19 protein-coding genes are annotated in these 24,496 nt (G+C 36.7%); 2 read left to right on the top strand and 17 right to left on the bottom strand.

Annotation, left to right across the window (positions count from 1 at the left end; all coding sequences use genetic code 11):
- Positions 1-104 precede the first annotated feature (104 nt).
- The 12 genes from pap to H8S01_RS07035 form a co-directional block, all read right to left on the bottom strand.
- Positions 105-1,583, bottom strand: coding sequence for a polyphosphate:AMP phosphotransferase (pap, locus tag H8S01_RS07090; protein ID WP_186836698.1), 1,479 nt, complete (start codon positions 1,581-1,583; stop codon positions 105-107).
- A 74-nt stretch (positions 1,584-1,657) separates the two neighbouring features.
- Entirely contained in the window at positions 1,658-2,677 is a 1,020-nt protein-coding gene (locus tag H8S01_RS07085; protein ID WP_186836697.1) for an asparaginase, read from the bottom strand.
- Between the two features lie 77 nt (positions 2,678-2,754).
- Positions 2,755-3,282 (bottom strand): M48 family metallopeptidase, encoded by a 528-nt coding sequence (locus tag H8S01_RS07080; protein ID WP_186836696.1) that lies wholly within the window; start codon positions 3,280-3,282, stop codon positions 2,755-2,757.
- Entirely contained in the window at positions 3,283-3,495 is a 213-nt protein-coding gene (locus tag H8S01_RS07075) for a hypothetical protein (protein ID WP_186836695.1), read from the bottom strand.
- 708 nt (positions 3,496-4,203) lie between these two features.
- A complete protein-coding gene (locus H8S01_RS07070) occupies positions 4,204-4,839 on the bottom strand; it encodes a hypothetical protein (RefSeq protein ID WP_186836694.1) in 636 nt (211 codons plus the stop codon).
- Between the two features lie 50 nt (positions 4,840-4,889).
- Positions 4,890-5,357 (bottom strand): NUDIX hydrolase, encoded by a 468-nt coding sequence (locus H8S01_RS07065; protein WP_021865700.1) that lies wholly within the window; start codon positions 5,355-5,357, stop codon positions 4,890-4,892.
- 297 nt (positions 5,358-5,654) lie between these two features.
- Entirely contained in the window at positions 5,655-7,631 is a 1,977-nt protein-coding gene (locus H8S01_RS07060) for an oleate hydratase (RefSeq protein ID WP_186836693.1), read from the bottom strand.
- 124 nt (positions 7,632-7,755) lie between these two features.
- The gene (locus H8S01_RS07055; RefSeq protein ID WP_186836692.1) at positions 7,756-9,249 is read right to left on the bottom strand and encodes an extracellular solute-binding protein; all 1,494 of its coding nucleotides are present in this window, start codon (positions 9,247-9,249) and stop codon (positions 7,756-7,758) included.
- Positions 9,250-9,253: 4 nt separating this feature from the next.
- Positions 9,254-10,048, bottom strand: a complete 795-nt coding sequence (locus tag H8S01_RS07050; protein WP_420323500.1) for an ABC transporter permease — start codon at positions 10,046-10,048, stop codon at positions 9,254-9,256.
- On the bottom strand, positions 10,048-10,842 hold the full coding sequence (locus H8S01_RS07045) for an ABC transporter permease (protein WP_186836690.1): 795 nt from the start codon (positions 10,840-10,842) through the stop codon (positions 10,048-10,050). The genes H8S01_RS07050 and H8S01_RS07045 overlap by 1 nt, the downstream gene beginning before the upstream one ends.
- 19 nt (positions 10,843-10,861) lie before the next feature.
- Positions 10,862-12,304: an ABC transporter ATP-binding protein gene (locus tag H8S01_RS07040; protein WP_186836689.1), complete on the bottom strand. Its 1,443-nt coding sequence runs from the start codon at positions 12,302-12,304 to the stop codon at positions 10,862-10,864.
- 36 nt (positions 12,305-12,340) lie between these two features.
- Positions 12,341-13,537, bottom strand: a complete 1,197-nt coding sequence (locus tag H8S01_RS07035) for a metallophosphoesterase (protein ID WP_186836688.1) — start codon at positions 13,535-13,537, stop codon at positions 12,341-12,343.
- Positions 13,538-13,709: 172 nt separating this feature from the next.
- On the opposite strand from H8S01_RS07035, the gene H8S01_RS07030 reads away from it, so the two are divergent.
- Positions 13,710-15,194 (top strand): AAA family ATPase, encoded by a 1,485-nt coding sequence (locus tag H8S01_RS07030; protein WP_186836687.1) that lies wholly within the window; start codon positions 13,710-13,712, stop codon positions 15,192-15,194.
- Between the two features lie 22 nt (positions 15,195-15,216).
- On the opposite strand, the gene H8S01_RS07025 is transcribed toward H8S01_RS07030, so the two are convergent.
- The 3 genes from H8S01_RS07025 to H8S01_RS07015 all read right to left on the bottom strand — a co-directional run bounded on the left by H8S01_RS07025 (position 15,217) and on the right by H8S01_RS07015 (position 20,721).
- Entirely contained in the window at positions 15,217-16,566 is a 1,350-nt protein-coding gene (locus tag H8S01_RS07025) for an MATE family efflux transporter (protein ID WP_186836762.1), read from the bottom strand.
- A 226-nt stretch (positions 16,567-16,792) separates the two neighbouring features.
- Entirely contained in the window at positions 16,793-18,772 is a 1,980-nt protein-coding gene (locus H8S01_RS07020; protein ID WP_186836686.1) for a pectate lyase, read from the bottom strand.
- Between the two features lie 47 nt (positions 18,773-18,819).
- On the bottom strand, positions 18,820-20,721 hold the full coding sequence (locus tag H8S01_RS07015; protein WP_186836685.1) for a pectate lyase: 1,902 nt from the start codon (positions 20,719-20,721) through the stop codon (positions 18,820-18,822).
- Between the two features lie 187 nt (positions 20,722-20,908).
- Between H8S01_RS07015 and H8S01_RS07010 the strand changes: the two genes are divergently transcribed.
- On the top strand, positions 20,909-21,739 hold the full coding sequence (locus H8S01_RS07010; protein WP_186836684.1) for an AraC family transcriptional regulator: 831 nt from the start codon (positions 20,909-20,911) through the stop codon (positions 21,737-21,739).
- Here the strand turns inward: H8S01_RS07010 and H8S01_RS07005 are convergent.
- Both H8S01_RS07005 and H8S01_RS07000 read right to left on the bottom strand, forming a co-directional pair.
- Entirely contained in the window at positions 21,726-24,014 is a 2,289-nt protein-coding gene (locus H8S01_RS07005; protein WP_186836683.1) for a xanthine dehydrogenase family protein molybdopterin-binding subunit, read from the bottom strand. The two genes, H8S01_RS07010 and H8S01_RS07005, sit on opposite strands and share 14 nt — an antisense overlap.
- Entirely contained in the window at positions 24,014-24,481 is a 468-nt protein-coding gene (locus tag H8S01_RS07000) for a (2Fe-2S)-binding protein (protein ID WP_186836682.1), read from the bottom strand. The genes H8S01_RS07005 and H8S01_RS07000 overlap by 1 nt, the downstream gene beginning before the upstream one ends.
- Positions 24,482-24,496 lie beyond the last annotated feature (15 nt).

The following is a 24,496-nucleotide window of genomic DNA, read 5'->3' as shown; positions in this document are numbered from 1 at the left end:
AACTTAATAATATTGCTGTAAGGTTAAACTCCGTTTCTACCCTGCATGTACATTTATAGGAATGCTTTCCTATATTTTGTATATCGTCAATAATCATAAAATAATTAGTCAGTTTCTTTGATTTTTTCTTCAATCGCATCAATTAATATTTTAAGTGCCTTTATTCTTGCATATTTTTTATCATTAGATTCCAAAATATGCCACGGTGCATATGTTGTATTGGTCTTTGCAAACATCTCATTAACAGCGTTTTCGTACAAATCCCATTTTTCCCTGTTACGCCAGTCTTCATCTGTAATTTTCCAGCGTTTTTCCGGTGTATTCTCACGCTCCTTAAATCTTGCAAGCTGCGTATCTTTATCAATCTGAACCCAGAATTTTACAATTACCGCTCCCCAGTCTGACAATTCTTTTTCAAATTCATTAATCTCAACATATGCTCTCTGCCAGTCATTTTCACTGCAGAATCCCTCGAGCCTTTCGACCATCACACGTCCATACCATGTTCTGTCAAATACCGTAACATGACCTGATTTTGGAAGCCTGTTCCAGAATCTCCAGAGATAATGCCTTGCCTTTTCATGTGGCTCAGGACTTGCAATCGGCTGCACTTCATATCCTCTTGGGTCAAGTGCTTCGGTTATTCGTCTTATATTTCCGCCTTTTCCTGCCGCGTCCCATCCTTCATAGGCAATAATAACAGGAATTTTTTTCTTGTAAATTATATTATGAAGATTATTCAGCTTTTTCTGGTAATTCTTTAACATGTACTCATATTCTTCATCTGACAATGATTTATTAAGGTTTATATCAGATAATTTTTCCATTTTATTAAGAGGAAAAGCATTCTGCAAAAGAGGAACTGAAAGTGTACTATTCTTCAACGCCGTATCAATTGCCTGCACCAACGTCTCTAATATCTGGAGCTGTACCCATTTTTTGTCTGTAGCATCAACAATATACCATGGTGCAATTGACTGGCTTGTATCATCAATGAACTGGTCAAATGCTTTCAATGACTTCTTATAATGCTGATTCTGCCACAAATCATATTCGCTTACACGCCACCTTGTATTCTTATCATCAAGCAGTCTTGTAAGACGTTTTCTCTGCTCCTGCTCTCCGATATGGAAAAAGAATTTTATAACGAGATAGCCATTATCTGACAACTGTCTTTCAAATCGTTTTACGCTCTCAATCTTTCTTTTATATTCTTCGTCCGTGATTTTACCTGATAATTTTTGTTTTGTAACTTCATCTAGACAGCCGCCATCCATAAATGTAAACTTGCCAGCCTCCGGAATATTAATCACATATCTGTAAAGAAATGGTCTTCTTTTTTCATCTTCTGTTGGTTTATCCATAACAGCAACTTTAAAAAATCTTGGATCAATATTCTTTATTATCTTACCAAGAATACTGCCTTTTCCAGCGGCACCCCATCCGTCAAAAGACACAAGAACAGGCAGTTTTTTCTGCATAATCAGAATCTGCTGCTGTACAAGTTTGTTTCTTGCTTTTTCGAGTCTTTCATTAATTTCTTCTTCTTCAGGAATTATTACATTACTCCAGTCTTTTAACATATGTCCTCCATTTCTGTGCATAATGCACTATATACATTATATTTTTTATTTTTATAAAATAATCCAGCTTTTATTTAATAACTTTTATCATAAAAATATGGTTTTTCCATAAACGCTTTTATATCTTTTATATTATCAAATTCAGCCAGAGCCCACATTAATTTCATAACTGATGCTTCAAATGTCATATCGGCACAGTTTATTATCCCCTGTTTAGCAAGTGTTTGTCCGACTTCATAGACTGAAAGATCTATTCCCTCATACATACACTGCGTTGTGATTGCAACCGCAGTTCCTGCTTCTGTCAGTTCACGCAACTTTGTTGATATATCATTATAATTATCAGGAACTCCGCCAATTCCAAAACTTTCGATTACAACTCCGCGATAATTATTTTTAATAAAATCAAATACTCTCCCATCAATTCCTGGATACATTTTCAATGGCATAACATCCGTACAAAGGTTAATCTTCGCAATGAATCCTTTACTGCCATATAGATTTTGTGCAGCTTCTTTTTTCGCTATACTTTTTCCCTTTGCAGTATATTCTATAATATCCTTTTTTATCGTTGCAATATCAGGACAATTGACACTTTCAAATGCATCGAAACTTCTTGTCTTTATCTTCATTGCATGTGTTCCAATTATCGCAATCCCATTAAATACAACATAAACTCCGCAGATATTTTCACATGCAAAATATATTGCGTCAGAAAGATTGTTTATTGCGTCCGTTCCTTCTGCTTCGATTGGAAGCTGTGAACCAGTAAAAACAACCGGCTTACCAAGATTTTGAAGCATATAGCTTAAAGCTGCTGCACTGTATGCCATCGTATCTGTGCCATGCGTTATTACAAAACCATCATATTTATCGTAATTGTCACTTACTGCCTGTGCAAGCTTCATTATAAGTTCTGGTGTCATGTTTGTACTGTCGATATTCATAACTGACATTGTATACAAATTACATATTTTATTGATATCCGGCACATAGTTTAAAAGTCTGTCAGCACCTGCAACCGGCATAAGTCCTGAACCTGTATCGGATGATGCTATTGTACCTCCAGTCGTTAAAAGTAATATTTTTTTCATAACAAGCAATGCTGCCTTTCGTATTTTATGCTTTTCCAACATATTCTATATATAATTTTATCGTAAAATGATAAAGTTTACAAATATTTCATCAGTTCTTTTCTATACATTCTGTACTCGGGACAATATTTTCCGACCTCATTCCAGAACAAATCTGAATGATTCATATATTTTCTATGAGAAAGTTCATGTACTATTACATAGTCCATAAGCTCCTGAGGCATGTAATACAGCTTATAATTAAAATTCACATTTCCTTTTGAACTACAACTTCCCCAGCGTGTCTTCTGATCTTTTATTGATATTCTGTTGACACTGACTCCCATAATATTGCAATAATATTGTACCCTTGTTGTGAACTTTTCTTTAATTGCATTAAGTTCTTTTTTTGAAATAGTTTCTTTAGGTGGTGCAACGCTGATTTTATCAGCATTTTTCTTTTCTATCAGACTCAGCTTACTTTCAATCCATGACATATGATTATCTATAAATTTATTCAGTTCACGATTGGTTATCCTCATCGGTGCTCTCAATATAACTCTGCCATCAGTATGGACTTCCAATCCTATTGTTTTACGTTTTGATTTAATAACCTGTATGTCCAATTACTTCTTCACAACTTTCTTCAAATATTCATTTTTCAACTTATTTTCTGAATCAAGCCTTTTATTCTCATCTTTTAGATGTTGTATATATTCTTTGGCAAGCTTAACTCCACCTCTTACTGCAACATCTTCATGTTTTTCCATCTCATTAAGCCACTGCAGCAATGATTTTTCTCTTATATCGTTGTATGTATTATCTTCTTTTATAAACATTTTAATGCCTCCATATTTGTTGTATTCTTGTAGTTGCCTTTTTAATATTTTTAATTTGATTTATGCGACTGAGAATTTTTTCCTCTCGGATGCCGTAATAGGATCTCTCTTAGAATCAAGTATTTCACAACAATCTTCTACATAAATTATATTCATATAATCATTTCCTCAAATCATACATAGTTCTTTAAATTTTTATACTAAAACATTTCTTATATTTCTTTCACTTGACATTTCTATATATTTTTACTATACTAACTATAGGTTCTTTGAACCTAAGGCGTTGCCTATCGGTGTGCGGTTAGTCCTCATTCCAGAGGACTGTGACCTCTGTTTACATAGATATCCTTTTGGAAATTTTATGAAAGGAGGACTTGCTCATGCTAACCATTGATAACTTTATTGGCATTATAAGCCTCTGTGTGGCTTTCTTTAGTCTTGGTTATTCATTTGGTTCCCATGATTCCAAGACACAAAAATAACCGCTCCAACGTCCTGCAAGACAGAGCGGTTATTCAACAATAACTAATCTGAGGACTAACCGTATATCGGCAACGCCCTTTACGTAATTATATTATCACCGCTGTTTTTATATGTCAATCATGTTTTTATTCTATAACTATTATTTCTCAACTTTGTCACATAGACGATTCATCGTCCATCTGTTCTGCCAAATGATATTGATGAAAAATGATTCTACTAAATATATTAACAAGAAAAAAAGCTTATCATTTTCAATAATTTACTTTTTTTACACGGAGCATACACATTCCATGCATCAATTACTATCCTCCGACTAATTCGATCACTTTTTATCTTTTTTAAGATATTATTGTAATTAAATCTTGCTCTTCTATACTCAAACCATTTATTTAACATGTCATTATCATAAATGTCTAATAATAATAGATGTAATGCTTTACTTAATTCATAACTCAGATTTACGTCATAACACATTTCTCCTTTAGAGTGCTCTATTGTTCCTATTACATATGACTCATCTGAGACATATGACCAAGCATCATTATTTCCATAGTTAATTAGTTCTTGTATGAATTCAGGCGAATAAATGGATCTAGGATTACTAGGAATTATACACTCACATTCCGATTCTACTTTTGAAGGAAGTATACTGTCTATAACCTTACCCACAGGTTTAACATCACAAACAACTACTCCATGCTCATCTATATAATCCAGTATATGATTTATATCGGCAAAACAAAGTTTATAGTGTGGGTCTTGTGCATAATATTCTTTATTTAACTCAATATATTTTCTATCACCAAATTTACTAAATAGTTTATTTTCCATTAAACTATATAACTTATAGTACTTTTTCATTTTTTCCACCAATGTAGTCACCTCAGCAAATTCTAATTCTAACGATAACATCATGCCCCGCAAAACTCAACGCTTTTTTCAACAAGCCTCTCACCCTCATATCTTAGCTTCATCGCAAAAAAACGCTTTTCATCTTCAAGGAGAAGCTTTAAGAACTGTGCATCTCCTTCCCATGTCGGAAGCTGTGGCACGTCAGACTTTTTTACCCACTCAAGCTCGCCCTCATCACACGTAATAAGTTCTCCTGTATATCCGTCAGCTGTAAAAAGACACATCATCTCAGCCTCATATTCATCACTTATAAATGTGATAAGTCCGCGGAACTTGTATGATGTAAGCAAAAGCCCAGTCTCCTCTTTTACTTCACGAAGCAGGCACTCCTGCGGTGTCTCATTGCCTTCGGCATGGCCGCCTACGCCAATCCATTTGTCTTTATTGACATCTTTTTTCTTCTTTGTTCTGTGAAGCATAAGATAACAGTCATTATTTTCTATATAACAAAGCGTTGTCATTTTCATTAGCACAAAATCTCCCTCGCATCTTCTTTCTATGCTTAAATTTGTAAAAGTATCAATTATTTCATTGTAATATAAAAGCTATTATTTTTTATAATACCATAAATAATAATATAAAAACAGATGGTCCGTATGTTTATTTGTGCACATTTATAATTGTGTCAAACATACATTCCATCTGTTTTTACAAAATACCATATCTATTCTATTCTGCTAACCCCATCAGTGATAAATATCCTGACTTTACCATTTTTTATTGTATCGCAGATACATTATCGCAGATACATTATATCAAATACATTAATATTTCATATAATCTTTAATTACATTGTGGTCTTTTAATACCTTTTCAATGACTGTACCCTTAATCATTTTAAGAAGTGGCTTCTTTAATGCGTTAAGTGGTCCGGGAAGTTCAATTTCAAGAGGTGATTTGCCATCCATAAGTTTTACCGATGAATCAAGAAGATCTCTTACATCATATACACTGCCCCAGACTTCCGGAACACCTCTGTCTACACCAAGAAGTCCATATACAGCTTCCATAGCTGTTCTTACTGAATATTCTGTTGTAAATATTGTATCTCTAGGTGTTTCGGCAAACTGTCCTAAAAATGCAAAGTTTACACAGCCATCCGGAATTACGTCAGGTCTGTCTCCCTTTCTTCTTGGCATGAAGAATGCTGTGATAAATGGCATCATTGTAGGTGTTGTATTGCAATGATTCTTTGCAAGCTCGTCTATCTCATCTACAGGAACGCCGAGATGATACAGCCATTCAGCTGTGATTTCTTCACCTGTACATTCTTTCATAGGCTTCTTGATATAATCACCTGCTACATCTGTAAAGAGACTGTATACCCATACGCAGACTTCATCTTTCTTCTGCTCCTTAAACTGTCCCTGTCTGTTAATAGTCCAGCTCAAAAGCCATCTTGAATCTTTACAGCTTACGATACCGCCTGTAACAACTTTTCCTGTTCTTGGGTCTCTCTTACATATATTTTTGATATAAGAAATAATCTTTTCATCGCTAGTTGTAACTGTTGCTGACTCCCAGTTTGTCTTTTCAATATCACTGCAGAATTTTTCCGGATGTCCAAATGATTTGTCCTGTTTTGCAATATTTTTCCAGAGACTCCAGCATCCGCTTGTCCTTACTTCTGCATCGCCAACAGGTGCATGTGTGTGGTCACCGTAAATTGTACCTTCTGTACAGCTTCCGTTTGTTACAAACACAAGGTCATTTTCCGTTAAATCTATTGATTTTTCTTTACCATCTACAGTGCAAACAATCTTTTTAGCAATCTTTTTGCCATCTTTAAATTCAAATTCAACATTATCAACTCTTGTATTGAACTGGAATTTGACACCTGCTGCCTCAAGATATTTCTGCATAGGAAGAATAAGTGATTCATACTGGTTGTATTTTGTAAACTTCAAAGCAGAAAAGTCAGGAAGTCCACCGATATGATGAATGAATCTCTGGATATAAAGCTTCATTTCAAGTGCACTGTGCCAGTTTTCAAATGCAAACATTGTTCTCCAGTAAAGCCAGAAATCAGAATCAAAAACTTCTTCATCAAAGAAATCTTCTATTTTCTTATCATACAAATCTTCATCTTTTGTGAAGAAAAGTTTCATTATCTCCATACAGCCCTTCTGGCTAAGATTGAACTTGCCGTCAGTATGGGCATCTTCGCCTCTGTTTACAGTTGCACGGCAGAGTGAATAGTTAGGATCATGCTTGTTAAGCCAGTAATATTCATCAAGTACAGATGCTCCCGGTATTTCAATTGAAGGAATACTTCTGAACAAATCCCAGAGACATTCAAAGTGGTTTTCCATCTCACGTCCGCCACGCATTACATAACCTCTTGTTGGGTCATTAATTCCGTCGCACGCACCACCGGCGATATCCATAGCTTCAAGAATATGAATATTTTCGCCCTTCATCTGTCCATCTCTTACAAGAAAACATGCAGCTGCAAGTGAAGCAAGTCCACTTCCTACAAGATATGCACTCTTGTTATCAACACCTTCAGGTTTTTCAGGTCTTGCAAATGCTTCATAATTACCGTTTGAATAGTAAATACCTTTACTGTTCTTTGTATATTTGCCACGCTCTGTGTTCCTGAATGTATCATGTTCTTCTTTCTGAATTTCTTTTACTCTTTTTTTCTCCTCAGTTTTTTTGCTCTTTGCTGCAACTGCTGCAATTCCTGCTCCTGCTACTATCAAAGATGCCACGCCTAATTTTGTTGATTTTTTACCCATACAAATCATCCTTTCTGAGTTGTTTTCTATAATATAACCCGTTTAATGATTTTATTAAACAGGCAAAAAACAGGCAGTGCCTAAAATTTATGCACTGCCTGAACATTGTCTGTTTTTTAACAATCTATTTTTTTGTCCTGTTATAAATATATGCAGCGGCCAATATTATTATGACCACATCTACCATTATCCATACCCATGGCGGAACATTTGCAATATTGTAACATCTTACATTAATCCACATCTGATTAATTTTTGCATTTTTATCATTATCAAAATATTGCATTACAGCACTTCTTTCCATGACATCCTCACTTGGATACTGGGCAAGAATCTGTCTATCCATCTGGTCTCTTGGAATTGTAAGTATATATTTTTCATCATCTGAATCACCTGAAAAGAAATAGCCAAGCGGATATTCTACAGTATCTGCTTCATCGTCATCAGCCTCGTAATTCCACCTTAAATAATCAAAAACCACATCACTGTTCCCTCCTGATATAACAGAAGTATAACCGATGTAATACATGTTTCTGACAGCATTTTCCGGCATTGAGAGGAAATTAATAAAGCTCTGTGCTGCCTGCTTTTTCTCATCATTTCCGCCAATTCCTGATTTCAGCATTACCCATCCATCAAAATAAATATTGGTACTTTCCTTTGGCACTGCAAAATTAAGTGTAAAATCATCTTTATCAGCCTGATCCATTGTATACACGGCATCACCCGACCACTGATAACCTGCAACAACTTTTCCGGTAATCATATCTGCCTTTGCACTATCTGTCTCAAATGAGTATGCATTATCTTTAACTTCCTGCAGATACTCCTGTACTTCTTTTATTGTATCATCTGAAGTATCATTCATCTCCTGTGCAAGTTTTTCTTTATAATCCTTTGAAGCCAGAAATGATTTTGATGTAAGTTTGTCAGACTTTATAGCACCTATCGCTGCAAAAATTGAATCCCTTACGTTATCTTTTATAGTAATCTGACGTTTAAACCTGCTGTTATTTATAATAGTCCAGGTCGATGCCTCTTCCTTTGAGACTGCATCCGGATTATATATAATTCCTGTGATTCCCCACATATATCCCGCAGCATATCTGCTCCACGCCTCACCATTTATTTCATTACTGTCAAACATATTTTTAATAAACGGCGATACTCCGCGGCTGTAATAATTTTCTTTGATATTTTTATCATAAAAATCATTTGAAAATGGCTCAAGCCTGTCTTCTGACATAAGTTTCATTATCATATATTCAGACGGACACACAAGGTCATATTCATCGCCAAGCGTAAGCATATTATAAAGTTCCTCATTTGTCCCCAGACAGCTGTATTCAACTTTTACTTTTTTACCATATGTTTTGTAATACCAGTCCTCAAAATCAGCAACCATTGAATTCTCGCCCTTTATATCGCCGCTTTCAAGGTCTATTGTCTCATCCCAGTCACCTTCATCAATATACTCTTCCCAGTTGCAGACACGCAGCGTGATTGTATCAGAAGAAGTGGCCGCATGTGCATATGACGGAAGAAATGCACATGCACTTCCTATTACTATAAGTGATGCAAGACTGACTGATACAATTTTTCTTAAAAAATATTTCATTATATCAGCCCTCCTTTTTTTCTTTTCTTGATGGAACAATATTAATAAAAAGTTCCACCGCAATTACAATAATAAAAATTATTGTTGACAATGCCCACAACGCAGTCTTTATCTGTGTCTGTGAACCTTTTGTTGCATTTACGACATAGGTGCTTATAGTATCGAATGTAGCAGGTTTTGTATATGTTGCAACAAAATAATCGTCAAGCGACAGTGTAACAGCCATAACAAAACCTGATAAAATTCCTGAAGCAATCTGTGGAATTATAACTTTAAACAACGCATATGCAGGAGTTGCTCCAAGGTCAAGAGCTGCCTCATACAGGCTCGGGTCCATCTGTTTTAATTTAGGTACTACTGCAAGATATACAAATGGTGCACTTAACACAACGTGTCCTGCAACCAGAGGTATATACGTATCTTTGCTCACTCCGAACACAACAACTATAAGGATACATATTGAAAATCCCGTTACCACATCTGCATTTACAACAGGCACCTGATTAAGAACCGACAATGTATTTCTCACTCTCTTTTTTGAATAAAAAGCACCAACAGCACCTGTAGTTCCAAGTATTGTTGCAATTGCCGCACTGCCAAATGCAAGAAGTATTGAGCCGAATATCATATGCTGCAATTCCGGTGTTGTAAAAAGTGTCACATAATTCTGAAATGAGAATGCATGTATTGCTCCAATGTTTGATGCATCAGTAAAACTGTACACTGCAAGCACAAGTATCGGCACATACATAAACAGAAGCACAAGGCTGATAACTGCATATTTTAATATTTTTTTAATCACAATAATGCACCTCCTCTGCCGCTTTCTTCTGAATCACTATCACCTGAAATAAGCGAGACGATACAGATAATAATTAAAAGAATCAATGCAATCATTGAACCATTATGCCAGTCATATGCACTGAAATAGCTTCCAATCAGACTGCCCATGATATATGTGCTGTTATAAAGCATATCAAGAACTACATAGTTAGTCATTGCCGGAAGAAATACCATTGAAACTCCGCTCACAATTCCCGGCACCGACAATGGGAATATAACTTTTATAAATGTCTGAAAATTATCAGCACCAAGGTCTGCAGCCGCTTCAATAAGGCTCTTATCGAGCTTTGACAATGTTGTATACAATGGCAGAATCATAAACGGAAGAAAATCATAAGTCATTCCGATTACAGTATTTAAAAACGGATAAAAAGCAAGATTTCCTTCTATAAGTGAAAGTATCTCTTTTAAAGCTGTAATTCTTAATGTAAAATTAATCCACATCGGCATAACAAAAAGAAGTAGAATAACTGCTTTACGCTTAATTTTGCTATGTGCAAGTATATAGGCAACCGGATATGCAATTAAAAGGCACACCAGCGTTGTCACTATTGCAAGAACAAAGCTGTAACACAGTGTTCCAAGCGTATTAGGGTCTGTGAAAAAATTCAGCAGATTTGTAATGCTGAACTTTCCCGAACCATCCGTAAACGCATAATATACAAGCACTAATAACGGTGCTGCTACAAAAAGGACTAAAAATAAACCATATGGAATACCCAGCTGTTTACGTGAAAACATATTTTTCATCTCCGTAAATCCTCCTGTTTTACTTCTTTATCTGGAATTTCATCTTATCCTCAGGCATTATAAGCCCAACCTGGTCATCCATATTCCACAGATATTCATCATCTACGATAAGGTCATGCCCATATTCATCACGAATAACATAACTGTAATGGTCACCTTTATATATAAGATCAATAATTTTTCCCGAAACAAGACCGGCATCCGTCTCATCACTCATCTTTATATCATAAGGCTGCAACGAAACGATTACTTTTATCTTTGACACATCAACTGTCTCACCATTTTCATCAACAAGATTGCCGTCTTTCATATGAGACTTAGGAACAATATCAGCCAGATTGCAATTAATGACTTTTCCGTTAAAATCAAGTGTATAATCGCTGTTGACCGTTGTAACAAAACTTGTTGTATGATCCTCTGCCATCATTACATGAATTCCGTCAGGTTCAAGCTGCATGCCTACTTTATCTCCAACCTTATAACACTTAGTCGTCCTTATTACCATCTCATATTTTCCTGATTCAATAGTAATCTCATAGTGCATGCCCTTAAATATTACAGATACAACCTCACCTGATATTGCTCCTTCCTCAGGTTTTGTTATTATTACATCTTCAGGTCTGACAACGACATCGACAAGTGTTCCTTCAGGCAAATCATCCATTCCGGCAAATTCACCACCGCAGAAACGTACTTTCATATTCTTAGTCATAATTCCCTTGAAAATATTGCTCTCACCGATAAAGTCAGCAACGAACGCATTCTGTGGCTCATTATATATATCCTCCGGCGTTCCTATCTGCTGGATTTTACCTTCTGATAAAACAACTATTTTATCTGACATAGTAAGTGCTTCTTCCTGGTCGTGTGTAACATAAATAAATGTAATGCCAAGCCTGTCATGCATATTTTTAAGTTCAAGCTGCATCTCTTTACGCATTTTTAAATCAAGTGCACCGAGAGGCTCATCAAGCATTAATATCTCCGGTTCATTTACCAGTGCTCTTGCAATTGCAATTCGCTGCTGCTGTCCGCCTGAAAGTGTGGAAATCTTTCTGTTTTCAAATCCTTCAAGGTCAACTATTGAAAGAACACGCTTCACTTTTTTCTTTATTTCGTCTTTAGATAATTTTTTTAACTTCAGACCAAATGCAATATTGTCATAAATATTCATATGCGGAAACAACGCATAACGCTGAAACACTGTATTTATCGGTCTCTTATTTGCCGGAAGCTGTGATATGTCTTCACCATTGAGAAGAATCTTTCCGCTTGACGGCATCTCAAAACCTGCAATCATCCTGAGTGTTGTCGTTTTTCCACATCCTGATGGTCCCAAAAATGTTACAAATTCACCTCTTTTTACCTCTAGGTTAAAATCATCAACCGCCTTAAAACCATTGTCATCATATACTTTACATATATTTTTAAGTTCAATAATATTTTTTACTTTTTCCTCCATAATATCCTCCGGATTAGTTGTATTTATTTGTATTATTTATTTGAAATATATATTTATCTTAGTAACTTCGCTGTCGGTTCCGACCCTTATTGCAGGACCATACACTCCTATTCCCGACGTCACAACACTATACATATTATCAATCTTTTTTACTCCGTAATAATTCTCCCAAGCAAACGGCTGAACAATCGTAAGAGGAAAAAACTGCCCCGCATGAGTGTGCCCGCTAAGAAGCACATCAACACCTGACTGTGCATTTTGACGGAGCTTGTCGGGTTCATGATTTATCACTATAACAGGCTTATTCATATCACATTCGGATAACAGTTCATCTAACGGTTTTCTGTTCTTTGTACCGTCTCCCGGCTTTTCTTCGTCAAGTCTGCCGACAAGATTTATTTTTCCGTCCGCAATCTGAATGACATCGTCAAGCAATACATTAATTCCCGCCGATTCCAGAAACGGCTCCATTCTGTCATCTCGAAATGCCCTGTATGCAGACGATACCGAAAATCCTCCGACAAGCGTTTCTGTCACATCATGGTTTCCGAATACCGCATACGAACCGTATTTTGCATTTACCCCGCTTATAATCTGTGAAAGCCTGTCAGGGTCATCGAGTGCATCATAATCGTTGTCAAATATATCTCCTGCATATATTACCACATCGGGATTTAAAGCATTTATTCGTTTTACCATTTTTTCCATGTCTTTACAGCCTATGCTGTATCCGAGATGTAAATCGGCAACAAGAACAACATTAAGACCGTCCAATCCGTCAACATGCTTTTCAATACTGACATCATACTCTTTTGTCGTCATATTTCTTGCATGAATTGTTCCGTATATTGTAAATCCAAAACTTGAAACCGTCACCGCCGCACCTATTATCAATGCACCGTATCTTTTTTTCAGTATGGGAATTTCTTTCTTTTTATTTATAAGCTTTAATATTAAAACTATTATATCTGAAGCAGCTATATAAGTAAGAAGATAAATAAGAAATCCCAGCCACACATTTCCCGCACGATGAACTGAGGTCTGTATTCTTCCCGACGGAAGAAATGCACCGAAAAATATCGTTGATGCTGCAATACAGTATAATGCAACACAGATTCCCTGTACACCTCTGTGCTTAAAAAGCGGCGTAACAATTTTAAACCAATAAATAATTCTGTGTAAAACATACACGCCTACGATAAAGTAGACAAAAAGCATCAGCCATTTTAACATAATTTAATTACCTGTATTCCCCAATTTTTAACAAAACCCTTGTTTTCAATTTTACACTTATATTGCCGATGTAACAAGAATTTTTTTCAAACTGCGAAAAATACCCGTTTGATTAATATTATTATTGTGTTATTATAATGAAAACAAAAAATTTATATTTAGGAGAAAAACAATGCCTGTTTATGATTCAGAAAGTATAGCAAATTCAAAATCAAAATTTGAATGTACATATAAAACATTTACTTCCAACAACCAGACAGCCACACCTGATGCACCAATCCTTGTTCTCGATAACCTGTCCGTAGCATTTACAAATGACTGTGTAGGAACATTTACGAATCCTTACCGAAAAACTGCGTTCACCATACAGACACCTGACGGAGATATATTCAGTAATATTCTTCTTATCGACTCACGTTTTGAAAGCCTTATAAGATGGCTTGGGGAAAATAAGATAAAAGTGAAACTTACAGGTGAAAATACTGCACGCGGATATGCTGTATACAAAATACGTGAAATTGCATATAACAACAGCCAGAAACTTTCGTCTGAAGACGGATTTTTACAGTTTATGATTGAAAGACTTCTTGAAAGCAGTGCTTTATCAGAAAATATTTCAGATGACGAGCTTGATGAATCAGGCGACAGCATGAAAGTTACAAGCCTTACAAGCATATCTGATTTCCTTAACTGTGCGGGAATTACCCTCCCTGAAAATATCAGGCTGTGGGCGAGAAGAAATCTTGCGGTTGCACGTTCCAACGAAGTTACTCCCGAAGAAAAACGCCATGCTCAGAGAGCTTTGTCAATAATGCTTAACATCAAATGGAAAAGCAATTATTTTGAAGCAATCGACCCTGATGAAGCACGTCGTATTCTTGATGAAGAATTATTCGGAATGGAACGTGTAAAACAACGTATTATTGAAACAATCATTCAGATTAACCGTACACATACGCTTCCTGCATACGGAATACTTCTTGTTGGTCCTGCAGGAACAGGTAAATCACAGATTGCCTACCTTATCGCCAAGATTTTAAAGCTTCCGTGGTCTACACTTGACATGAGTTCAATCAACGATGCCGAACAGCTTACGGGAAGTTCAAGAATCTACTCTAACGCAAAACCGGGTATTATAATGGAAGCATTTAATATGGCAGGCGAATCTAACCTTGTATTTATTATCAATGAGCTTGATAAAGCCACATCAGGCAACGGAAACGGCAACCCTGCCGACGTGCTTCTCACACTCCTTGATAATCTCGGATTTACAGATAATTACATGGAATGTCTCATTCCTACATCAGGTGTATATCCGATTGCCACAGCAAACTACAAAGACCAGATTAGTGCCCCGCTTCTTTCACGTTTTGCGATTATTGACATACCCGACTATACAAGGGAAGAAAAGAAAACTATATTTGTCGAATACTCTCTTCCTAAGGTATTAAAACGAATCGGTCTTAAAGAAAACGAGTGCCGTGTGCAAGATGGCGCACTTGATACTGTGCTTGACATATTCAAAGACACAACAGGTATCCGTGACCTTGAGCAGGCTGCAGAGCACATCGCCGCACATGCACTTTACTTAATCGAAGTAGAGCACAAAACGGAAGTTGTATACAATGCGGATATGGTAAAAGAGCTGTTTAATTAATATTGCACAAAAAGGTGAGCCCCTAGAAAGGCTCACCTTTTAATATATTTTTTATTTTCCCATGCACTTTCTTTCTCACAAATATGTAACATATAACCTGCATGACTATCGTAATCCCCCATGACGCCGGATATGAAATAAACAGCACATACAGCGAACGGTTTAACGGAAATACCACATATATCCATAAAACTCTCATTCCTACTGTTCCGATTACAGACAAAATCATCGGTACGGCCGAATAGCCCATGCCTCGCAGTGCTCCAGGGAACAAATCCATTATTCCGCACAGAAAATACGGAACTGTAGTTATTGACAATATTTCAAGCCCACATTTTATAACCTCGGCATCGGACGTATAAATTCTTAATATATAATTTCCAAAAAAATATGCACTACAACCGATTATAAGCGATACCGCCACGGTGAGAATCATGCAGTCAGCAAGAACCCTGTCCATTCTTTTGTATTTACCGACACCGTAATTCTGGCTCGTAAAGCTCATACATGCCTGTGTGACTGAATTGATTGACTGATAAAGGAAACCCAGAATATTGTTCGCCGCCGTATATCCCGCCATCGCAACAGAACCGAACGAATTAACTGATGACTGCAACAGTACATTTGAGAAATTAATTACCGTACTCTGTATTCCCGCAGGAACTCCTACCTGAAATATCTGAATCATATACTTTTTGTTTATTTTTAATTTTGAAAATCTAAGCTGATAGCTTCCCTCTGATTTATAAAGGCAACGCAATACAAGAATACATGAAATCATCTGTGATATTACAGTTGCCACAGCAACACCGACCACGGACAGACTGAAACCTATTACAAGAATAAGGTTTAGCACCGCATTAATGCATCCCGATACAATAAGAAACATAAGCGGTCTTTTTGTATCGCCAACGGCTCTAAGCACAGCCGCACCATAGTTATAAAGCATGAAAAAAGGCATGCCGATAAAATATATTCTCATATACAATGCTGCCTGACCTATTACATCTTCAGGCGTATCCATAAGTTCCAATGCCCCTTTTGAAAATACAAGTCCTACAAAAGCCATGATTAATCCGCTTATAATTGCAATGGCTATTGCCGTATGAACCGTATCTGACATCTCTTTTTCTTTTCCCGCCGCATAAAATCTTGCAGCAAGAACATTTGCCCCAAGTGAAATTCCTATAAAAAGATTCGTGAATACGTTAATAAGTGCCGTCGTTGAACCAACCGCAGCCAACGCCCGGCTTCCGCTAAATCGTCCCACAACTATAATATCAACCGCATTAAACATGAGCTGTAACATGCCCGACAGCATTAACGGCAGGGCAAACGAAATCAGCTTATCCATTATCGTTCCGTTACACATATCAATTTCATATTTATTCTTTTTCACTCGTTTCTCCTAACTTATATCTGTTTTTCTTCACATTTTTCGCACGCCTATTATAACACCGATTTTCAAAATGTCCATATACTCATTAACTAAAACGACCGCATCAGGCAAAAAATCCGACAGACAAGCCATACAGCCCTCTGCCGGATTTTTCTTAAATAAAGTAAAATTAGGAAAGAATTATTTATATGAATTTATCTTACTTTCTTACAAGTCCGTTTTTTCCTGTTTTTTTAATTCCATAAACACAAGCTCCTGCAAGTCCGCCTGATATTGCAAGAAGTGCGGCATATAAACCAAATGGTGTTGTATCACCTGTATTTGTCTGATTGCCAGCTGTATCAGCACTGCCGCCGTTTCCTGTATCACCTGTGTTTGAATTGTCACCGCCCTGGTCTGTACCGCCGTTGTCAGGTGTATCGGCAGGGTCTGTAGGAATTTCTGGGAATCCGTTAGCAAGGTAACTCTTCCATGTGTCATATCCTGTTGCGATAAGTTCATCACAAAGCTCGTTATCATAGTAAGAAATTGTTGTACGTGTTGAATAAAGAATTAAATCTTTATTGTTAATTTTTGACTGGCCAACCTTATTACCGTCAAGATTGAATAAATCATATACATTTACATATTTCTGATCTGCTCTTGTCGGGTCAACATCTGAATATAACGGACGATATGAATCATTTGCTTCATCATAAACATAGTTTGATGCCCATGTTCCGTTTCCATCTACAAAATATACATCAAATCCGTTGTTCATAGATGTATCTTTTACAACTTCCTGCTCTTTATCGGCAATCTTAACATCTTTAAGCCAGCTGTAAGCACTCTCTACGGCATCCTTTACTGCCTGTGACGGATTATGGATTGTCATAAGATAATCAACCACGGCTTTTGTTGTGTATGAACTTACAGACGCTCTTTCATATGTACGTCCCATTGTGACTTTGCCAGCTTTGTCATACTGTGATGCCCAGCCCGCTTTTTTGTTATTATTGCTTATTTGTGAAGCAACGATAAAATCATTTCCTTTTTCTACAGCTGACTTGATTGCGTCAACATTCATTGCTTTTCTTGCAAATACATAATTTTGATTATTTAATACGGCAATGTCGCTTAAAAGTGTGAGAACTTCTGTCATTGCACTATTTCCGACTTCAATATTTCCGTTAAATCCGCTTCCGCCGTTTGGCTGCATTGTCCATCCGCCGTTATCAAGCTGTGTTGAAAGAAGGAATTTAATACCTTTTATAAATGCGTCCTGATATTTTGAATCTTCAGGCTTATTTTCCGTAATATACTTTGCAAGATATTTTAACTCCGCTGTAGTTGCACCGTTTTCAATACTTGAAGCACCTTTAAGGCTTCCGAGAGATGCTCCTGTCTGTGCCATTTCAAAATTATCAGGAAGTACAGCAAATCCGCCGTCTTCATTCTGCAAAGCTACGATTGTGTCTGCTGCTGTCGTATCAAGTGATGCTGTACCTGCAAGCAACGCATCATAACGTATTCCATAACACTTTGAAGATGTCTCATATGAAGGTACAACATCTGTTTTCATAACAGGAACTGCTGCATAAAAGCTGTTTGCCATTTTTGTGTCTTTATACATATCAGCACCGAATATATCAAGTACATATGCAACAGGAAGATATACAACATTATAATCTTCTGTTAAATATGTATTCATATCAGCATATGTATCTTTTGCATTTACTTTTACAGGTTTCTGCTCATCTGTTAATGCACCTGTTTTAACATTTCCGTTAATTTCAACATCTGTTGAACCGATTGTTAATTTTACAGTTGTATTATTCATGCTTACTGTAATTTTATCGCCATCCTCTTTATAATCGGCTCCGATATAAGCAAACATATTTTTCATCGGTGCCATAAGATTGCTTGTATCAGGTTTTGGATTTGTGGCATTACCTGTCGCAAGAACATTGACATTGGAATCAAGCCATACTCTCTGATAATCATCAATTAAAAATACAGGATCATTTGTATTAAACCATACTCTTCTTACAACCATGTTTGAGAAATCATAGCTTCCTCTTGTTACAGTTGCGGCACTTACAGGCATAACAGCAAGCGGTGCTGTAAGAACCGTAAGCATAGACGCAGCGGCAACTGCGACAACCGCTTTTTTTATAGTCTTTTTTATATTTCGTTTCATTTTAGCCTCCATTTATGTAAATACTAATCACATATTAAATGCACCAATTACTCGCCAAGTGCCTTTTTCCAAGCATCATATATGGTCTTTGCTTTTGTATCAGCACCAGTTCTTACATATGAATAACCGATTCTTCTCTCACACATGCCATAATTCATGCTAAGCTGTGCCACTGAATCTCTTCCTGCGAATATCTCGTAGAACTTATTGCTTGTGAGCTTATTCTTCATCTGTTCCTCAGTGAAACCGTAATATTTACCAGTTGTATCAAGTCCGTAGAATCGTCCGAACTGCTTTGTTGTACTTCCGTCTTTTAAGAAAAGTCTGTCTGTACCGAGTTCTCTTGTTCTGTCGGAAATGTTGTATATACCATAGCCTGTAATACCTACCGAATTAATCCAGTTTACATAACTTGTGATTGCCTCTTTTACCGCATCACTTGGATTTACAATATTTGCAAGAACTTTTACCATTGTAAGGCTCTCGTCAGGAGATACTGAAGGAAGCTCGAATGCTCGTCCGCCCGCAGGAACCGGGTCAACCGCATCAGGTTCATACTGCTGTGCCCATCCTGTCTTAGTTCCGTCGATTACAACCTGTGCCCTGATTACAAAATCAAGACCTTTATCCCATACTGACTTCAATGTATCGTGCTTGATGCCGAGTTCGAGAACATAAGGATTTGTCTGGTTCTTAATCTCTTCTCTTGCCCATGCGTAATCTTCACACAGTTCACTGTCTGTAAGACCGCTGTCATTTGAAAGTGCATATATTGATTCCATGAGGTCAGGCATCGCATTATCATTAAATGTGATATTCTTGAAATATCCTACACCATAAGGATAATACTGTGGCCATCCTCCGTTGTCATTCTGTGCGTCACACATATATTTTGCAGCTTTCCAGAAACCTTTTTCAATAGTTGAAAGCTCTGTCGAATATCCCGCAAATAATGTAGGATTTTCTTTTGAAAGACGTATAATTCTTGATAAGAATTTCATGTGTCCATGTGTTGCACCATTATCAACTGTCGAATATCCCTTTGTATACAATCTTGCAAATGAATCTTCAAGCAAATCATATTCTGTATTTGTCTTTGCCCATCCACCGTCATCATTCTGATATACAGGGTCTACAACATTAAGACCTGCCTTAATCATATTGGCAACATTGGTCTTAACCTGCTCAGAAGTAAGCTTTGTAGTATCAAGTCTTTCTTTCATCTTGCTGTATGTATTAGAATTTAACTCCATCTTCCTTGTTGTGTAATCAGATTTTGAATTAACTACAGGAGATGCTGCTGCATCCGATGCGTAAAAAGCAAATGCCATTTCAAGCCTGTGCATTGCATCATTCCATACAACATTGCCACCAAGTGCTTCAGCAGTAAATTTTACAGGAAGATAGCATGCGTAGTAATCGCTTCCGTCTGCATTTTTCTCTCCATCAATCTTTTTAAAATAAGGAGCAACTTCGCTTCTCATATTAAGTGTCTTCGTATCTGTTCCGTTTTTAAGCTCAGCAGTTGTACTGCCTGCTTTCATTGTAAGTGTAAGTCCGTTATATGTAATAACAATATTTCCCGTGGAAACATCTGCATCAACATGACCTGTAATATCTTCGAGCGAACACTTCATAGGTGCCATCATTCCCTCGGCATTGCCTTCTCCGAGAACCATATCAGCCTTGATAAGAAGTCCTTTTTCAATCTCCTCTGGTCCCCACTTATTGCCATCCTTTTTTGTATAACGGTTAGGCTCGTACTCTCCTATGGCAAGGAATCGCAAAACAAGATCTCCTAATTCAACCTGTTCACCGTCTGCTGCATATACAGTATCAACTTTGGAAAGACCTGAAAGTGCACCAGCTGTAGGAACACTAATAAACGCTCCCGCCAGCATTGTTGTGCATAATCCAAGCGTAACCAATGACTTAGTAACTTTTCGCATTTTTTACTGCCTCCTTATGAGTTTTTTGTGAATATTTTATGGCTTTATTATAAATTTGTGACCAAAAACAGACTACCAATTATCTGCAAAATAAATTATAATTTACATAAAATAAGGACTTTTATAAAAAATACCATTATAAGTCCTGATTAAAAATTCTAAAGATTAAAAAGTGAGGATTATATATATGTTAGAAAAAATCAGTAAAGACTTTGTAATTGACCATAGAACCCGACATGTTGAAGGATTGCCTCCTCTTTCACATTCACATCAGTTTAATGAAATATACTTTTTGCAGTCAGGTAAATGCCATGTTTATATAGAAAATGAAAAATATACCCTTGAAGACGGAAGTGTTCTGTTTATTCCTGCTTTTAAAGAGCATACATTTGTATATTATGATACAGTGGATGTAAAAAGAACAGTCTTATACATATCAACAGAACAGCTCAATTGGTATTTTGACGATAATTTTAATGAAGAAATCGACAATCTTTTCATAAACCGCCATATAAAGTTGTCAAGAAAGAGTTTTTCTAATCTTTCTTCATTATTTGAAAAAATCCAGTTTGAAAAGTATAATATTGATAATCTTTCTGCCCCTCTCACAAAGGCTTATTTTTTTGAAATGATTATTTACATTATAAGATGCCACCGATACAATGATGAAATCATTAAGAAAACTGACCTGTCCAATATCACTACCGGCGAGATTCTTCATTATATAGATGACAATTACGGAAATGACCTGACCCTTCCTGGACTTGCAAAGAAATTCGGACTCAGTGAATCAGGGCTGTCAAAGAAAATAAAAGCATTCACAAACATGACATTTAAGGAATATCTGACAAAAACAAGGATTGAAGCCGCCAAATCCCTGCTTATTTCTTCAGAAAAAAACATCACAGAAATCGCTGTGCTGTGTGGTTACAACAGCAGCAACTTTTTCGGTGATGTCTTTAAGAAAAATATGGGAATGTCGCCAAGCAGTTATAAAAAAATGCTTACAATGAATTAGACATTGCAATCTGCTCAGGAGTTATAGGCAGTTCATAAAAACGTTTCCCTGCTGCATGGCTTAACGCATCTGTAATTGCAGGAAGCGGTGTATTAATTACTACTTCACCTATCGATTTTGCACCAAATGGACCTGCGTTTTCATAACTGCTCTCAAACTCAACATTAATATGTCCAATATCCATTCTAGATGGTATTTTATATTGTAAGAAAGAGTTTTCATATAGTTTTCCTTTATCTGAATATGTGATATTTTCTGACATTGCCATTCCAATTCCCTGCAAAATGCCACCTTCTGCCTGTACTCTTGCAAGATTTGGATTGACCGGAGTTCCACAATCTACACATGCATCATATTCAACAATATGGCTCTCACCTGTAAGCAGATCAACTTCAACTTCCGCTGCACCAACCATAAATGGTGGCGGCGAGATTGGTGATGAATGAGTATTAGTAACAGAAAGTGATATATCATTTCCGCACATTGATGCTGTGGCAATATCTGCAAGTGTTACACTCTTATCTTTATTATTGCCTGATTCACATATCACTTTGCTGCCATCGAATTTAACATCACATTTATTGCATCCAAGTATTTTTGCACCGAGCGTTTCAATTCTGTCACGTAATTCTAATGCACATTTTTCAACAGCCTTACCGGTTATATAAGTTGTACTTGATGCATATGAACCGGAATCATAAGGTGAAATATCAGTATCTGCACCAAATACGCTTATATCATCGGTATTACATTCAAGAACTTCTGCTGCAATCTGTGCAAGTATGGTATCACAACCTGTACCCATATCAGCTGCACCTATGTTCATTGTATAGACGCCTTCATCATTCAGCTTTAAAGTTGCACTTCCTACATCTACGCCGGAAATACCAGAACCCTGCATTGCCATTCCCATTCCAACATAACGGGCTTTTGTATCGGAAATTTTACGCATAGGGTATTTTTCATCCCACTTTATCATTTCTTTAACTTTTAAAAGACATTTATCCAATGCACAGCTTGTATTTACCTGTCCATAATAAGCTGGCATTACATCCCCCTCTTTTACTATATTCTTAAATCTTATTTCAAATGGATCCATATGAAGAATATCTGCCAGTTCATTTACTGCAGATTCTACAGCAAAAAGTCCCTGCGTTGCACCATACCCTCTATATGCACCAGCTGACATAACATTAGTATATACAACATCACTTACAAAACGGAATGCTTCTGCCTTTCCATAAAGTGGAATTGATTTATGCCCTGAAAGTCCGACTGTAGTTGGTCCATGCTCACCATATGCCCCAGTATTTGACAATGTGTACAAATCTATCCCTTTTACTATGCCATCTTTTGTTGCACCAAGTCTTACATGCATCTGCATTTCATGTCTTGGTGATGATGCTGACAATGATTCTTTTCTAGAAAAAATAATCTTTGAAGGCTTTTTTGTCATCCAAGTTACAAATGCAGGATATATCTCTGAAACAGACGTCTGCTTTGCTCCAAAGCCACCACCAATCCTAGGCTTTGTAACCCTTATCATTGATGGCGAAATTCCAAGTGCGTGAGATATGATTCTTCTGCAGTGGAATACAATCTGTGTTGAGCTTACAACATGAAGTCTGCCATATGTATCTATTGTGCAAAACGTCCTGAAAGTCTCCATCATACTCTGCTGGCATGCTTTTGTATGATATGTTCTGTCAATAACAACATCACACTCATTCAGGACTTTATCTATATCTCCATTACCACTCTCATCATGTGCACAAAGATTTCTTTTGTTGTCAGCTCCGACAGGACAAAGTGATTCCCAGGTATCTTCAGGATGAACGAGAATTTTATTATCTTTCGCTTTAGTAAAATCAAGTACAGGTTCAAGTACTTCATATTCTACTTTTATAAGCTTCATTGCCTTATCAACACACTTTTCATCAACCCCGGCAACAATAGCAACAGGATCCCCTATAAATCTTACATGTCTGTCAAGTATGAGCCTGTCATACGGACTTGGCTCAGGATATGTCTGTCCGGCACATGTAAAACGTTTCATATTCTGGTCAATATCTTTATATGTAAAAACTGCCTCTATTCCTGGTACTTTCATTGCTATATCCGCATTAATATCCTTAATGACAGCATTAGCATAAGGAGAACGCAACAACTTCACAATAAGACAGTCATCTGGTGCAATATCATCTGTATACACAGGCTTTCCAAGCAGAAGCTGCATCGCATCTTTTTTTCGTATAGCTTTATTAACTGCTTTCATTACTGTAACTCCTTTTCTTTTTTAGCTTTAATATAATTAAGAATTCCTCTGAGCTGCCCTTCGTAACCTGAACACCTGCAGAGATTTCCTGACAGAAATTCTCTAATTTCATTTTCATCCGGATATGGATTTTCTCTGAAAAGTGCAATTGCATTCATAACAAATCCCGGATTGCAAAAACCACACTGTTCAGCTCCCTGGTCTGCTATAAAAGTTACAAATTCAGAAGCCTCTTCCTGAATACCTTCGAGCGTTGTTACACTGCATTTATCCGCTCTTACTGCAAGAACTGAACATGAAAGAACAGGCTTTTCATCAAGAAACACTGTGCACAGACCACAATTAGAAGTTTCACAGCCGCATTTTACACTATAGCATCCGTGTTTTCTCACAAAATCATAAAGTGTCATATCAGCGGCTATATCAGACACGACAGATTTTCCATTTAATTTAATGTTAACTAACATATATTCTCCCATCTG

The sequence above is a fragment of the Lachnospira hominis (ex Liu et al. 2021) genome (genome assembly GCF_014287955.1).
Lineage (GTDB): Bacteria > Bacillota > Clostridia > Lachnospirales > Lachnospiraceae > Lachnospira > Lachnospira hominis.
This window is presented reverse-complemented; position numbering and strand designations above follow the sequence as displayed.